A 16428-nucleotide genomic window follows, 5' to 3' on the forward strand; every position below is an offset into this window, starting at 1 on the left:
TTCATGAACATTAGAAAATCATTCCTCTTGTTAGCTTTCGCCTGCGCCGCCGCGTCGCTGCAGGCGCAGAACCGAACCGAACGCGACCTGCGCCACTGGTCGTTCAGCCGCGACAGCGTGGGCTGGCAACCTGTGGAGGTGCCCCACGACTGGGCCATCGGCGGGCCTTTCGACAAGCAGTGGGACTTGCAGCGCGTGGCCATCACGCAGAACGGCGAGCGGCAGGCCACCGAGAAGAGCGGCCGTTCGGGCGCGTTGCCCTGGATAGGACGCGGCTTCTACCGCACCACCATCGACGTTCCCGCCGACTGCCGCCACGCCGAACTGCGCTTCGACGGCGCCATGAGCGAGCCGGTGGTCTATGTCAACGGCCGCGAGGCGGGCCGGTGGGCCTACGGCTACAATGCCTTCAGGGTGGACATCACGCCCTTTCTCAACCGCCGGGGCCGACAGAACGTGGTCAGCGTCAGCCTGAACAACCGCGAGGAGAGCAGCCGCTGGTATCCCGGAGCAGGCCTCTACCGCCCCGTGAAGCTCATCACGACGGCCGACACGCGGCTCGACGACTGGTCGGTCTTCGTGCGCACGGCCGGTCTGACGCCCACCGCGGCCCAGGTCAAGATTGATTGGCAGGCCGTGGGGACGATGAAGGGCAGGCGCGTGGAGGGCCGCGTGACCGACCCGGAGGGCCGCGTGGTGGCCTCGTTCCAGGCTCCTGCGGGACGGTCGGCCGAAAGCCGGCTGGTGACCGTCGCCCGCCCGCGCCCCTGGAGTCCCGAGTCGCCCAGCCTCTACAGGCTCACGCTGACGATACGGCAGGCCGACGGCCGTCGACAGGCCGTCGACAGCCACACGACGCGCTTCGGAATCCGCACGGTGGCGGTCAATCGTGAGGGCGGTTTCATGCTCAACGGCGTGAGCCGGAAGTTCAAGGGCGTGTGCCTTCACCACGACTTGGGGCCACTCGGCGCGGCCGTCAACAAGGCGGCGCTCATCCGCCAGGTCAAGATGATGAAGGAAATGGGCAGCGACGCCATCCGGACGAGCCACAACATGCCCTCGACGATGCAGATGGAGGTGTGCGACTCGCTGGGCATGATGGTCATGGCGGAGAGCTTCGACATGTGGCTCTACCCCAAATGCAGGAACGGCTACGCCCGCTTCTTCGGCGAATGGGCCGACCGCGACATCACGAACCTGGTGTTGAACCACCGCAACCACCCGAGCATCGTCATGTGGAGCATCGGCAACGAGATACCCGAACAGTGGAGCGAAGAGGGCCGCGAGACGGCCAGAAGGCTACAGGACCTCTGCCACCGGCTCGACCCCACACGCCCCGTGACGCAGGGCATGGACCGCATCGACGAGGCCTTGCACAGCGGTTTCGCCCAGGTGATGGACGTGCCGGGCTACAACTACCGCGACTACAAGTACACCGACGGCATGAAACGCCTGCCACAAGGCTTTCTCCTGGGCTCGGAAACGGCCTCGACGGTGTCCTCCCGCGGCGTCTACAAGTTCCCCGTGGCCATCAAGGACCGCGCCGTCTACGCCGACGGGCAGTGCTCGGGCTACGACACGGAGTTCTGTCCGTGGAGCAATCTGCCCGACGCCGACTTCCTGTTGCAGGACGACCGCCCCTACACCATCGGCCAGTTTGTCTGGACGGGCTACGATTATCTGGGCGAACCGACACCCTATGACGAGTATTGGCCCAGCCGGTCGAGCTACTTCGGGATATGCGATTTGGCGGGATTGCCCAAGGATCGCTACTGGCTCTATCGGTCGGTGTGGAACAAACAGAAGCACACTTTGCACCTCTTGCCCCACTGGACGTGGCCCGGACGTGAGGGACAACAGACGCCGGTGTTCGTCTATACGGACTACCCCGAGGCCGAACTCTTCGTCAACGGCAAGAGCCGGGGCCGCCTGCGCCACGCCTCCTACACGCTGCCGCCGGCCGACGAGGCCACGGAGAAGCGGCAGATGGAGACCATGGACTTGCTCCGACGCTACCGGTTGATGTGGACTGACGTCAATTACGAGCCTGGAGAGGTGAAGGTGGTGGCCTACGACGCCGCTGGAAGGGCCGCCGACAGCACGCTGACACGCACGGCCGGAAGCCCCGCCCGCCTGCTTTTGCAACCCGACCGACAGGTGATTCATGCCGACGGCGACGACCTCTGCTTCATCACCGTGTCGATGGCGGACGAGGCGGGAACCCTCGTTCCCACGGCCGACGACACGCTGACGTTCCACGTGGAGGGCGCGGGAGCCTTCAAGGCGGCATGCAACGGCGACGCCACGAGCCTGGAACCGTTCACCCTCCCGCAGATGAAACTCTTCGCCGGACAGCTCGTCCTCGTCGTGAAAGCGAGCACACAGGCGGGCGACATCCACGTGACGGTGCGCGCCCCGCAGCGCAACCTCGCCGCCACCGTACAACTGCAAGCTTCTTAAAAAACACATCCGGTTTCTAAAAGCTGGCCTTTTACCATGCAAAAGGGCCACTTTCAGAGGCTAAAAGCACAGCTTTTACAACGCAAAAGCTATCCTTTTGGCGGGCAAAAGGATAGCTTTTGTTTTTTTAATAGGACCAATCCGTCCTTATCCTGCTAATCAGTCGTCGTCTTCAGTGTTCTCTTCGGCTTCTGACTTTTGCAGACAGAAGTAGCCATAGTGCAGGTAGTTGTCCTTGACAAGAGACATAATGCCCCATACACGCGACCCTGACACCTTGATTATCTCAACGTCCACGTTGTCATAAACTTTCTGACCACCGTCCCACGGGTCGTCGGTCATCACCTTTCCGTTGGTCTTCTTGCCCACCGTAAGGTCGCCGCTGAACCAGCACTTAATACAATTGCCGTAGAAATCCCATCGGGCGAGATTCATGCCGTTGTCCTTGATCAGTCCCATCATACCATAGTTCTCTGATTTGGCGTCGTCGAAGCTGATAAAGTCTCTTGCCGACTCCATGATTTTAGCCTTTTCTTCCTTGGTGAAAGGAATATCGGTGGTCTCTATCTTCACCTTAAAGATCTTCGTCAGTCCCATCATGTCGGTGACGGTGACATCTGTCGAACCGTTTGCCATGCCCCGGATAGTAATCACATTCCCCTTTACGGACTGCACTTCAGCAATCTTCGTGTCGCTGCTGACAGCCTTGTAGTTGCCGTTTCCTCCGATGACGGTCACCTCAGCAGTACCATTGGTGTGGCCGAGTTTCATGGTTACGTTCACGACTTCCTTATCGAGCGTCATCTTGAAATACATCGATTGCACGATGACACGCTTATAGTTACCTGTCGCGTCGGAGATAATAATACCCGTTTTGCCCTTGACGGTGCTCTTGACCGTCACGGCATTGCCTGCTATCGTTGCCGAAGCGACTTCCGGGTTCTCGGTAATCAGTTTGTAATCGCCGCCTCCGGCTGTGATATTGAACGTGGTCATTTCGCCCACTCCCACCTTCACTGTGTCCATATCCAGCGTGATGGGCCTGCTTTCGTTCGGTTTCGGCTGTGGCTCGGGCGCGTCGTTATCGTCGCTACAGGCTGTAAATCCCAAGGAGAGAACAGCCGCCACCATGACCGAATATAAATATCTTACTTTCATTTCTTTATATTTTTAGCGTGTTACCAATCTTTTGCGTAGTTGCCTGTCCGTATCGTTGCCTCGCCATAGAAGGCTTCCGTGATCGTGCTGAGACGTGAAGCATAACCGTTGCGTGGGTTCAGCGAGAACACCATCGTGCCGCCGTAGCCCTCGGATTTAATGCGTTGGGCCTCCCATGACGAGATGATGCGCCCCTGAGCAAACTCCGATGAAGCCTGAATCATGCCTTTCTTCGCCAATCCGGAATAATTACGTTCCAAGTCACGATACTGTCCGTAGTCCTGAATAGCGTAGTCGATGTATTCGCCGGGCTGATGTCCGTCTACTTCATACAAGCTTCCGGTGCGGCTGTAAACGTAAACCTCGATGAGTTTATCGGGCATGGCACGCTTGCATTCGTAGCAGAGACGCGATGCAGCTTCGATTGACGGAGTGACAAATCCGGGATAGGTGCCGTAACTGGAATACTCATCATCGAAGAAGACGCCATCGAGTTCGTAGGATTCGACCACCGCCTTCAGCTCCTGGGCGAACTTCTTGGCACCCTCCTTCGACAAGTTGGCAACGCCCGCACGGTCGTGGTTGCCCAGAATGCCGAGGATGACCTTCATCCCCTTCTGCTGCAACGGCTTCAGATACTTCTCCCGATAGTCGAGCAGGTGCTGAACGTTCTCGTTGTTGTAGTTGTACACCTCACCCGTCTCTACGTTGTAGTTGATGTTTCCCGAGAAGAGTATCACCTGGTCGAAGACCAGTTTGCCCGATTCCTTCAACGTATAGCAGAGGTTGTGCAGCGGGTTGGCGTCGTTCACCTCCATACAACTGATGACCTGAAGGCCGCCTTCCTTGTGGCAGTTGGGCATTTTGGTGATGTCGCGCACGAAGAGTACGAACTCACCCTTGTCCTTCGACGTCTGGGCGGCGCCCTTCACGCTCACGGGGATGGCGTAGAGGCCGTTCTTCTCCAGTTCGTCGGCCGACGTATAGTCCACCGTCACCTTCGACGACTTCACCTCTCCGGCGGCCACTTTGGCCGTCCCGCTCACCTTGACGAGCTTCTCCGGCAGGGCCTTGACGGCCGTATTGTGGGCTTTGTTGTAGTTTTCGAGCGCCTTGACGTCGTATGCCAGCGTGTATTCCTGGGCCGTCGTGGCGGCTTGCAACAGGTTGACATAGAAGTCGATGGAGCCTTTCTCGTTGAAGATGAGCGAGTCCTGACGGCTGCATCCGTATTTGTCGGTGATGAAGGCGAGGTTGTTTTCCGCCGCCTTGTAGTTGCCTTCGTCGACGCCGGGCACGTCGATGTCGTTCGAACAGGAAGCCGCGAGGGCCAGACCTGCCAACGAGAGCGCCAGCGTCTTGATTCTATTGATGTTCATAAGTTTCATGTGGATTGAGTTAAAGGGTTATTTCTTCTCGGGCAGCGACACGTTGTGCCACGAAAGCGGATTGTTGGCCGTGGCGTCGTTGCCGTTTCCGGTGGCGTCCTTGACGATGTTCGGACTCGTGTTGTCGTCCATCTTCCAGTAGCCCACCAGGCCTTTCGACTTGGGATCGACGCTGTAGAAGCTGGCGGCGATTTCCTCCTGCGTGCGCACCACGTTCCAAACGCGCACCTCGGACATGTTGCCCTCGAACCAGCGTGCGTCGTCATACGACTTGCCGATGAGGAAATCGCGGTCGGTACCGTTGCCCTTGATGGTGACGGAGCCACAACGGAGCGTTCCCCGCGACTGCAGGCGGCCGTCGACGTAGACCTTCACCTCCTCTTTGTCGGCGTCGTAGGTCATGGCCACGTGCTGCCAGCGGTTGGTCTGCAGGCCTTTGTTGGAGTCGGCGTCGGGGAAATTGCCGCTGCCGGTGGCTATCTGGATCTGGTTGTCGGGGAAACCGGCGTCGCCGATGCGCATCAGGAAGTTGCCCTCAATGCCCATTACGGTGGAGATGAGCTTGCCGAACTCGCGCGGATAGATGAGCGCCTCCATCGTGATTTGGCGCATGTTGGTCACCAAGTCGGGCGTTTTCCATTTCACGGTGAGGTAGTTCTTGCTCATGTCGGCCACCACATTGATGAGTGCTCCGGCACGGAACACGAAGTAATAGTTCTTCGCCGACCGCAACATCTCCATATCCCGACAGTCCACTGTCACAGGCAGTACGTAGGTGATGGCCCTGTCCAGGCCGGCCAACTTGAAGAACTGGAACTGCGCTTCATTGCTCGTGACGCTTCCCCGGTTGACCTTCACGTCGGCCTGGAGCACCTTGTAGCAGGTGTCGGGCAGCATGACGGCCTGGGCATAGTAGGCCTGGTTGTAGGTTTCCACAAGGTTGGCGGCCACGCTGAAGGTGGCGTTGAGTTCCTTCTCGGCCGGTCGTGGCGTCGAAATCGTGAGCGACTTCACGAGCGTCGTCTCACCTTTGATGATCGTTTCCGAAGTGAATATCTTGCCGTCGATGAACGCCTTGCTCTTGAAGTCGGCTTCGTCGTTGTCCTGGCAGGCCGTCATGAGAAGGGCGGCGGCCACGAGCGGCATGTATTTGAATAGCTTTTTCATTGCGTTTATTCTTTAACAGTTGGATTGATGGTCGAGATGACGCGGCGCAGATTGGGATAGGTGAACGACGCGTTGTAGTAGTCGACGTTGGCGTTGAGCAGTCCCATGCCTGCACAAGCGTAGCCGACGTGGTCGGAAGCTACGAACTTGGCCATTCCGAACATGGCCAGCGTCTTGCCCCAGTAGCCCGTCTTGGTGTCGGTTTCGTCCGCCGACTTGTTGTTGACCAGCACGATGAACTTGTCCGAGGGCACTCCTTCGGCCAAAGCCTTGCGCACCAGATAGTCAACTCCATAGACCGAACGCTCCGCCTGCGTGGGAATGATGATGTAACGGGCCTGCTCCAGCAGCGTCTTGTCGGCCACATGCTGCGGCCGTCCCATGATGATCAGCTCCTTGTTCTTGTGCCGTTCGGCCCAATCCCTCGTGATTCCGAGGAACAAGTTCTCCAGCGCGACGGCCTCAGCCTTCTCCTTTTCGGTCAGATAATGGGTGAGTTTGGCGTTGAAACCCATGATGACGCCGTCGTAGTTGTAGTTGTCGACGAGCTTCAGCTGCGTGTTGAGCGAGTCCACGAGGAAGTTCTTGAAGTCCTTGAAGCTCTTCTTGGCGTTGGCGGGGTCGGCTTCAAAGGCCTTCTTCTCGGCTTCGTAGCCCGCCTTGAGGTCGTCGCAACTGATTTGGAACACCACTTTCATGCCCTTCCGGCTCCTCACTTCCTCGATTTCCTGCGTCATCTGGGGTGTGAGCAGCTCCGGTTTTGTCAGCACGACGTAGTCCACGCTGTCGGGCACGGCATTGATGTGCTGGCCTTGGGAGAAAGGAACGGCCTGGCCGTTGTCGAACCATGCCATCATGATTTTATGGCGACTTGCCTTGTAAGCCTTGAGCTTCGTGAGATAGTTCTGGTAGAGTTCGGCGTTCTGCTGCTCAATGCCCGGCTGGTTGATGTCCACCGGTTCCACGTCCGTATCGCAGCTGCATAGGAACAGGGAGGCCGCGCAGAGCGTTGAAAAGGTGAGACTCTTGATGATATGTTTCATGTCTTTTATTCTGTTTTAATCGGTAATCGTGATTGATAGATACGTTTTCCTACCCTCGACTCACTTGGCCCACCACACGTCGGTGGCCATGTTGTCGGCTCCTCCGAGCATTCCGACGGCCGCGTTGTAGTTGTCAAGGTTGTTGGTGCGCTCCTCCTGCGGGAATGCCAGGCGTCGGGCACCGCGTTCCGTGCTCACCACGCCGCCGCTGTTGTTGACCTTGACGGGCATGAGTCGTGGATAACCTGTGCGGCGATAGTCGGCCCACGCTTCGAGTCCGAGCGGGAACATGGCGAGCCACTTCTGCGTGATGACGCGCTCCAGCTTCTTTTCGGGCGTGTCGCCGTCGTTCCACGCGATGGTGATGGTGGATGTCTGGCCCGCGTAGGAGTTGATGTTGGCGGGGTCTTGGTAGAGCGACGGCGTGCTGCCGGCGTCTGCCAGGTACTTGTCGGCACCGCTCACGCCCCACTGTTCGAATGAAAGTTCGACGCCCTTCTTGTAAAATTCGGCGGCCGTTCCGTTCATCTTCCAGCCCTTCAGCGCACCTTCGGCACGGAGGAAGGCCACCTCGGCGGCGTTCATCCACAAGAGTTTGGTGTCCGTCTTCACGTTGTAGTTGCTGTAGGCGTGGGCGACTTCGGCTCCCGGAATGGCGATACCGGAGCGCAATCCGTGGTAGCCGTCGGTCTTGCCGACGAATGTCGACTTGGTGAACATGGCGTCGCGACGCGGGTCGTCGTAGCCGTTCATGTAGCTGGTGATGTCCGCCCCGATGCGCGAGTCGCCGCCGTTGTACTCATACATGATGATGTAGAAGGGGTTGGTGTTCGACAGTGTCATGAAGGCATTGTCGTCGTTGGCGGTCATGACGCCCACTTCGTTGCTCACGGAAGCCTCCGCCTCCCGCTGTGCCAAGGTGGGATCGGCCTTCGATACGCGCACGGCCAGACGCAGCCGCAGCGAGTTGGCAAACTTGATCCACTTCTCCACGTTGCCTCCAAACACCTTGTCAGCCTTCGGCGAGAAGTTGAGCGTGCGGTTGGCGGTCAGCGTCTTGATGGCTTCGTCGAGCTGTTGGAACATCAACTTGTAGACATCCTGCTGCGAGTCGTAGGCGGCAGTGATCTCACCGTTCTGTCCCACCTTCGAATAAGGGATGGGTCCGTAGGCGTCGGTGACGCGATGAATGCCCGCCACCTTCACGACCTGGGCCACGGCGAGGGGCACCGGCTCGTCGGTCGCGCTCTTCACTTCGTTGAAGTAGATGAAGAGTTTGGGCAGAAAGTCCTTGAACAACACGCGGCTCCAGCCGTTTTCAGGACTGTACTGCGCAAAGTTTTTACCGGCAAAACCGGCATTTGAGTCGGAGATATAACCTCCGTAAGAACCGCCGCACAGGCATTCGGTGAACTGATTGGTATTGACATCGGTCGGGACGACCCAGCTCTGGAGGTTGACCATGGCCGCGCCCAGCGAATAGGCGTCGCGCTTCATGTCCTCCTTCGACACGCCATAGGGATTCCGGTTGTAGTCCTCATAACCGTTGGTGCAGGCCGTGAAGCCCATCACAAGGCCGGCCGACACCGTAGACAATATGATATTTCTTAACTGTTTCATAACTTTGGTTTAGAATTTAAGCTTGATGTTGAAACCGATATTGCGTGTGCTCGGCGTCATGAACTTGTCGATACCCTGATAGTAGTTGCCTGTGGTGGCCGTCGTCTCGGGGTCGAAAGGAGCCTTGCAGTAGAACATCAGCAGGTTGCGGCCCGTCAACGAGAGCGTCAGGTCGCCCAAACCGAAGAAGTTTCTCTTCTTGAAGGTGTAGCCGATGCTGGCCTCTTGCAGACGCACGTTGGTGGCACTGTAGGTGTAGTACTGCGGAATGCCGTCGCTGGCGCCTATCGTCGAGTACCACGACTCGGGGGTGAGGAAGTCGTTTCCGTTCACTTTCACATACTTGTTGTCGCGTGCCTTGGCGCTGGCTTCCGACACTCCGTAGAGGTCGAGGGCCGCCTGCGTGGCCGAATAGACGATACCGCCGAAGCGGGCGCTGACCATCACGCCGAGATTGAAGCCCTTGTAGGAGAACTCGTTGCGCCAAGCCATGTTGGCCTTGGGGAACACCGAGCCCAGCTTCACGTCGCCGACGTTGTTGTTGCGATACACTTTGCCGTCCTTGTCGACATAGATGCGGCCCTTGTCGTCGCGCTTCACGTCGGTCAAGGAGTAGAGGTCGCCCAGCGTGCCGCCTTCCTTCAGGATGAAATGGGCGTTGCCCAAGCCGCCCACATCCAGGCGATCCTTGTTGATGACGGCCCCGGTCTCGGGGTGAACATAGTTGCGCACCAGCTCGTTGATGCGGTTGCGGTTGGAACTGAGCGTATAGCTGCTCGACCATCCGAAGCCTCCCCAGTTGTTGCTGTAGCCCAATGCCAGCTCGATACCGTTGTTCGAGACGTTACCCGTCTGTATATAGAGCGCGGAGTAGCCCGAAGACACGGAGATGTCGGGGTTGAAAGTCTGGTTGAAAGTCTTCGTCCAATAGAGTGTCACGTCGAGGTTGAAGTGCTTGAAGAAGCGTGCCTGCAAGCCCACTTCCCACGAATTGGTGGTCTCGGGCTTCAGGTCGTAGATGGGATAGATGGTCTGGCTCTTCCACTGCTTGGTGTTGTTGTCCCACTCGTACTTGGGGTTGGCGATGTTGCGGAGGAACGGAATGCCCACCGAAGCGAACGAACCGCGCACCTTCAGATAGTCGATGGCCTTGGGCAACTTCAGCGTTTCGGAGACAATCCACGAGCCGCCGACGGAAGGATAGAAGAAGGAACGCTTGTTGGAGTGGGGTCCTGCCAGCATGGAAGGCCAGTCGTTGCGGCCCGTCACGGTGAGATAGTACTGGCTGGCCCAGCCCAGTTCGACGCTGGCGAAGAGCGACTTGGTCTGCTCATGGTAGCCGCCGGGCTGACGGGCCTCACGGTTCACGTCGATCTGGTATTCGTTGAAGACGTTGGGAATCAAGTTGTCGGCAATCGGTCCGTCGACGCCGGTCTGGTCTTGCTTGATGTCTGAGAGCGAACCACCCATGTTGGCGACGAGCGAAAGCCTGTCTTGCAGGAAGCGTTTGTTGACGTTCAGCATGAAATCGCCATAGGCCTGCTTGTCATCTGTCTTGACTTTGGCATACTGACCGTTGACTCCCGCAATGGTCGTATTGGTGCTTGCGAAGTATTTCTTCTGGTAAGTGTTCGTGGCATTGTCGATCCGTATGCGACCCACCACGTTCAACCAGTCGGTGATCTTGTAGGTGACACCCGCGTTCATCATGTATCTGTACTTCTTGTTCGTGCGCAGGTTGCGGTAGTTTATCCAATAGGGATTCTGTCCGACGAACTCGCTGAGCAGGTTGTTCCAGTTCTGCGTGTAGATGTTTCGCGTGGTGTCGAAGTGCTCGAACATGGCCATGTCGTTGTAGTCGTTGCCTCGTGGATAGAGATAGGCCGACACCAGCGGGTTGGCATACACGCCCTGGTTGGTCATGTTGCGGTCGTTCTGGATGACATAGCTGGCTCCCACGTCCAGGAGAAGCCTGTCGCCGAGCATGCTCGACGTGTTGCGGAACGTGAAGTTGTAGCGATTGTAGCGGTTGTTGGGAATGATACCGCCCGAGTTGAGTGCGCTGGCCGAGAAATAGGTCTGGTTCTTCTCCGAACCGGTCGACAGAGAGAAGGTCTCGGTGGTCATGACGCCGGTCTTCAGATAGTCTTTCTTCGGGTCGTAGCCCATGTAGTTGGCGTCGTTGAGCCTGCGTCCCCAGCTGTAACTGTCGGCACCGGCCTCGCGCAGACTGCTGCCCGTGCCGTAACGATTCTGAAATTCGGGCAGCCTGAAGGCGTTGGAGAATTCCGTGCTCTGGCTTACGGTGAACTCGGTGTGGCCCGTCTTGCCCTTCTTCGTGGTGATGACGATGGCGCCGTTCGACGCCCGGTTGCCATAGAGGGCCGCGGCGGCCGCGCCCGTCAGCACCGACATGGACTCAATGTCTTCGGGGTTGATGTCGGCAATGGCCTCGGTCGTGCCGTTGGAGCCGAACGCGGAGTCGCCGCCACCACCGAGATTGAACATCGGAACGCCGTCGATGACGTAGAGCACGTTGCTCGACTGCTCGATGCTTCGCGTACCGCGCATCACCACTTTCGAAGCGCCGCCCGCGCCGGAGGAGCTGGCATTGATGTTCACGCCGGCCACCTTGCCACTAAGCGAGTTGATGAAGTTGGCGTCCTTGTTGGCCGCCAGCGCGTCGCCGCCCACCTGCTGCACGTTGTAGCTCAGCGCCTTCTGCTCGCGCTTGATACCGAGGGCCGTCACCACCACCTCGTTCAGTTCCTTGGCGTTGCCCGCCGAGAGGCTGATGTCGTAGGTGTTGTGCCGTCCCACGCGCACGGTCTTGGTGTTGTAGCCGATGTAGGAGATCTCCAGTTCGGAGCCTTCGTCCACCATCAGCGTGAAACGACCGTCCAAGTCGGTGATGGCACCGCCCTGGGCGCCCTTCTGCCGCACGGTGGCGCCAATGACAGGATCGCCGTTTTCGTCACGGATGACGCCGCCGACCTTCTTCTTTTCGTCCGCGGTCTGCGGCCGTTGTGTGTTTTGCGATAAAGACTTGGAGACGATGATGTTCTTCCCTTTGATTTCATAAGACAGGTTCTGCCCGTGCAGAATCTGGTCGATGGCTTGTCTGACATTCTTCGCGTTCACGCTGACGACCTTCTGCATGTCGAGGTCGCCGGCTTCGAACACGAACGAATATCCGCTTTTCTGCCTCAACTCGCTCATGGCTTTCTTCACCGTCACGCCCTTCATCTGGAGCGAAACGCTCTGAGCGGCCATGCTCAGGTTGAGACATAACAGGAATGCAGTCACGAAAAGACCTTTTCTCTTGCTATTCATTCAGTTTTATAAATTTATGGGTTAATAGATAAAAACAAGTCGGTTTCAGTCCCACGGCCCGTCGGGGCCGCCTTGCGCGGGACGTTTTCGGGTGTCGATCGTTATATTTTCCAGGGGAATCGAGGCGGTTTTTGGTTATTCACTGTTCATAGGTTGTCGTTGTTTTTAGGGGTTTTCATATTCAGGTTGGATTGTCGTTTCGGTTCAATAGACGACCGCGCTGCGTTCGTCCACCATGCGATAGCGTATCTTTCCGGTGGAGGCGAGGGCGTCGAGCACGTCTTTCAGGCTTTGCGAACGGCGGGCGAAGGTGCCGTAGAAGTGCATGGCGGCAGCCCGTCGGCTCTTGATTTCCACGTCGGCGTTGTAGCTTCGCGACAGTTGCAGGGCGATGTCCTTCATCGACTTGCCGTCGAGCACGATGGTGCCGTCGGTCCACTGGCTGGCGTTGGTGGCCACGCAGTCGCCGATATACACGCGGCGGGAGGTCTTGGAGAAGACGGCCCGCTGGTTGGGACGCAGCTGGTAGCGGCGGTCGGAGCGACCCGCGACGTCGAAGGCCACGCTGCCTTCGGCCAGGTCGACCACGGCTTCTTCGTCAGTGGCATAGTCACGGAAGTTGAACTTGGTGCCGAGCACGCGCACACTGATGTTGCCGGAGGCCACCGTGAAGGGCAGTTGCTCGTTCTTCGTCACCTCGAAATAGCCTTCACCGGTGAGCTTCACCTCGCGGTTCTTCACGCCGAAGCCCTGCGAATAGCGCACCGTCGAACCGGCGTTGAGCCACACCCGCGTGCCGTCGGGCAGCAGCATCCTGGTAGTGGAGCCGAGCGGAGCCTCCACCCGGATGTCGGCAAGGGCGCCGAGCAGGCCCTGTCGGCCCGTGATGTAGGACAGGTAGGAGAACAGCCCCACCGTCAACACGGCCACGGCGGCATACTTCAACAGGCTCGCCCAGCGGCGACGGCGCGGCTGCCGGGCCGCCAGGGCTTCGGCCACGCGCTGCTGAAACCTGTCGTAGGCCCGCTCCTTGTGGAATCTCCGGCCTGCGTCGGACGCGGCGACGGAGAACCATATCTCCTCCAACTGCCCGAAATGGCCACGGTTGTCGGGGCTTTCGGCCTTCCAGGCGTCGAGTTCGAGACGTTCGGAGGCAGTGAGGTCGTCGGTGAAAAAGCGGACGATGAGGTCGTCGATGTGGCTGTTGGATTCGGTCATCATTGTGGGTTAGTTATTGGTGAGACGATAAAAAAAGACAAGGGGGTAGTGGAAAAACAGTTTTTTTTGCCCGACGGGCAGAAGAAAACCAAGAAAAAGGCCATTCCCGGCAGACTTGTCGGGCCTGTCGGACTTATTGGGCAAAACCTGTCAGCAGCAGGAAAACAAAATACTTGCCCAGCTGTTGCTGCAACAGTCGCAAGGCGTTCTTGATGTGATACTTCACGGTGTTGACCGAAATGCCCAGCTCTTGGGCGATTTCGGCATTCTTCTTGCCGTCGAAACGGCTCATCTTGAAGACGCGGCGGCAGTCTTCGGGCAACCGTTCGACGGCCTCGCCCACGGCCTGTTCCAGTTCTTTCTCCAGCAGATGGCCCAGCGGATGGCTGCGGTCGTCGGCCGCCACCTCCAGGCGGTCGGCCTCGGGCAGAGTCGACAGCGTGCGTTCGTGGCGTTCGTGGCGCGACTTCAGATGGTCGAGGCAGCGGTTGCGCACGCTCCTGACGAGATATTGGCGGAGCGAAGTGTGGATGTCGATGTGCTCGCGCGTCTCCCAAAGGTGGAAAATCACGTCGCCCACCACGCTCTCGGCCATGAAGTCGTCGTGCAGATAGCGGGCGGCCACGGCGCACAACACCTCATAGTGGGCGTCGAAAACATACTTGTAGGCGTTTCCGTTGCCCTCTTTCAGATTCTGGATGATCAAGGATTCCGTCAGTTCCATACCTATTTATATATATACAGGCCGCTCGGTCGGCAGGCTTCGTCGGCTCGCCGGACGGCAGAATGCAATGTGCAAAATTAGAAAAAAAACTTTTCTGCGGCAAAATCCTTGGTTTGAAAGAAGTGAGAAGTGTGAAGTGTGGAGTGTTTGGAATGTGGAATGAGAAGTGTGGAGTGAGAAATGTGAAGTGTTGAATGGGGAATGTGAAGTGTTGAATGAGGAATGTGAAGTGGGAAGTGTTGAATTGTGGGATGAGGAGTGTGGCTTCGTGCTCTCGGCATGCTCCAAGGCCCAATGGCAAGCCGGACAACTGCCTCCGTCAAGCCCGACAACATCCCCCACAAACGTGAAAAGACCAAGGCCTTCGGCTAGATATCTATGCTATGTGTCAGACAGGGTAGCTCGCTTCGCTCGCACCCCTGCTCTAAAAAGACCAACCGCCAAGGCGGTAGCAGGTGGAATACAAGCAGTAGTGTGCGGAGTACAGGCGATAGCATGCGCAATGCGGCTTGACCTTTGGCCAATGGCCGGTTTGAGTTCAACGTTTCACATTCCACATTAGCCCATTTCACACTCCACGCTTCACATTTCTCACTCCACACTTCTCATTCCACATTCCAAACACTCCACACTTCTCATTCCCCATTATCCCATTTCACACTTCACATTTCACATTTCTCATTTTTTATGCTTACTTTTGTCGAAAGAACAAGCAACAAGTTACTATGTTTGCAAAGGCTAACGTATTGCGACGAGTTAGACATCGCTCTTCGGAGGCTTCGCGCCTCCGGCCGCATGGCAAGCCTCCGCGGTGTTTTTCATAGTCTGCAAGGAAAGAGTTGGTACGATAATAATTGGATTGTATATTTGTAGTGCAAACGACAAATGACAAACAATTAGAACCGTACCGATATGCAAAGAAACAAAATTTCCTTCAAGGGACAAAAGATTTACATAGGAATTGATGTCCACGCAAAAACTTGGGAGGTCTGTGTGCTGACCGAGTCGGGTTACAGAGAGAGGCACCCGCAGCAAGCCTCCGCAAAGACGCTCTTTGACTTTTTGAAGAAGCATTTCCCTGATGGTGAGTACCACGCCGTGTACGAGTCTGGCTTCAGTGGCTTTGCCACATACTACGCCCTCAAGGAGTACGGCATCGACTGCGTGGTGACCCATGCCGCGGACGTTCCGACCACCCAGTACGAGGAGGTGATGAAGACAGACAAGGTGGATGCGGCCAAGCTTGCCCGCTCCTTGCGCGCCGGGGACATCCGTCCCATCTATATCCGTGAAAGGGAGAACATCGACGACAGGTCGGTCATCCGCATCAGGAAGACCATACAGAACCAGCTGTCGGGCTACAAATCAAGGGTGAAGCACCTGCTGCACTGCAATGGCGTGGAGATGCCCGAGCGGTTCGCAAGCCCGGGGACACACTGGTCAAGGGCCTTCATCAAATGGCTCAAGGAGAATGTCGTGCTGCTCTCTCCCCCAAGGCTGTCATTGGACTTGCTCGTCAAGCAGGTGGAGACGATACGCCAGACGCTTTTGGATGCGACAAGAGCCATACGCAGACTTGCACGGACGGACAGGTACAGGCTCAATTACGAGCTTCTGATGTCGATACCCGGCATAGGCGTAAGTGTAGCCATGTGCATACTGACAGAAATCTACGATGTGAAGAGATTCCGCAACGAGAATCGGTTCGCCAGTTATCTGGGGCTGATACCTACCTGTCATAACAGTGGCGAGAGGACCTCAAGCGGAGAAAAGACCTTCCGTGGCAACAAGCTTCTCGGACCGATGGTCATAGAGGCTGCATGGATAGCCGTCTACAGAGATTACGGACTGGGACTGGCCTACGCCAGTACAAGCAGTCCATGAAACCGCAGGAGGCCATAGTCAAAATTGCAAGAAAGATGTCCAACATCATTTTCTCGGTACTCAAGAACGGCAGGAAATATAAGCCATACAGATGGGATAAAGAATAACATACAGACATTCGGACAACTTCATAAAACGACTCCTTGACATAGTTGATGGACCTTCGGGTGTCATCTCCGATAAGACTGTTGCGTTTTACCTATAATTCTGAAGAAGTAAATTGTTGGGCGGATACGTCCGTGTCAACTCATAGAAGTTTGTCTGATAGGTATGTTGTTCGTGGTCATTCCGTACCCGGCGTTTCCATGTCGGGCTGGTGGCTGGTGCTTCTTCTAAAGTCATCGTACTTAGGAACTTCACGATAAGTGATTGATAAATAAATAGTTAATAAATAACAAATATTTTCCAATTATTTGGATAGCAACATAGAAGA

10 protein-coding genes are annotated in these 16428 nt (G+C 56.9%); 2 read left to right on the forward strand and 8 right to left on the reverse strand.

Annotated features, from left to right (window positions below):
* Positions 1–3 precede the first annotated feature (3 nt).
* The gene (locus tag K334_RS0111725; protein WP_051218756.1) at positions 4–2460 is read left to right on the forward strand and encodes a glycoside hydrolase family 2 TIM barrel-domain containing protein; all 2457 of its coding nucleotides are present in this window, start codon (positions 4–6) and stop codon (positions 2458–2460) included.
* A gap of 159 nt (positions 2461–2619) precedes the next feature.
* Here K334_RS0111725 and K334_RS0111730 read toward each other — a convergent pair whose 3' ends face one another.
* The 8 genes from K334_RS0111730 to K334_RS0111765 form a co-directional block, all read right to left on the reverse strand.
* Positions 2620–3618, reverse strand: a complete 999-nt coding sequence (locus K334_RS0111730; RefSeq protein WP_025882230.1) for a hypothetical protein — start codon at positions 3616–3618, stop codon at positions 2620–2622.
* 20 nt (positions 3619–3638) lie between these two features.
* On the reverse strand, positions 3639–4997 hold the full coding sequence (locus K334_RS0111735) for a BT_3987 domain-containing protein (protein WP_025882228.1): 1359 nt from the start codon (positions 4995–4997) through the stop codon (positions 3639–3641).
* A gap of 27 nt (positions 4998–5024) precedes the next feature.
* Positions 5025–6173, reverse strand: a complete 1149-nt coding sequence (locus tag K334_RS0111740; protein WP_025882227.1) for a DUF1735 and LamG domain-containing protein — start codon at positions 6171–6173, stop codon at positions 5025–5027.
* Between the two features lie 5 nt (positions 6174–6178).
* Positions 6179–7216, reverse strand: a complete 1038-nt coding sequence (locus tag K334_RS0111745; protein ID WP_027445010.1) for a glycoside hydrolase family 18 — start codon at positions 7214–7216, stop codon at positions 6179–6181.
* Positions 7217–7276: 60 nt separating this feature from the next.
* Positions 7277–8836 carry a RagB/SusD family nutrient uptake outer membrane protein gene (locus tag K334_RS0111750; RefSeq protein WP_021590844.1) on the reverse strand — a complete coding sequence of 520 codons (1560 nt, stop codon included), beginning with the start codon at positions 8834–8836 and terminating at the stop codon, positions 7277–7279.
* Between the two features lie 9 nt (positions 8837–8845).
* Positions 8846–12169, reverse strand: a complete 3324-nt coding sequence (locus tag K334_RS0111755) for a SusC/RagA family TonB-linked outer membrane protein (RefSeq protein ID WP_025882224.1) — start codon at positions 12167–12169, stop codon at positions 8846–8848.
* A 204-nt stretch (positions 12170–12373) separates the two neighbouring features.
* Complete coding sequence (locus K334_RS0111760) at positions 12374–13390, reverse strand: FecR family protein (protein WP_051218757.1); 1017 nt, start codon at positions 13388–13390, stop codon at positions 12374–12376.
* Positions 13391–13520: 130 nt separating this feature from the next.
* Positions 13521–14111 carry an RNA polymerase sigma-70 factor gene (locus K334_RS0111765; RefSeq protein WP_021590778.1) on the reverse strand — a complete coding sequence of 197 codons (591 nt, stop codon included), beginning with the start codon at positions 14109–14111 and terminating at the stop codon, positions 13521–13523.
* Positions 14112–15023: 912 nt separating this feature from the next.
* Here K334_RS0111765 and K334_RS13990 point away from each other — a divergent pair.
* Positions 15024–15995, forward strand: a complete 972-nt coding sequence (locus K334_RS13990) for an IS110 family RNA-guided transposase (protein ID WP_248623522.1) — start codon at positions 15024–15026, stop codon at positions 15993–15995.
* Positions 15996–16428: the final 433 nt, after the last annotated feature.

It is taken from the genome of Segatella baroniae DSM 16972 = JCM 13447 (genome assembly GCF_000426585.1).
GTDB classification, from domain to species: domain Bacteria; phylum Bacteroidota; class Bacteroidia; order Bacteroidales; family Bacteroidaceae; genus Prevotella; species Prevotella baroniae.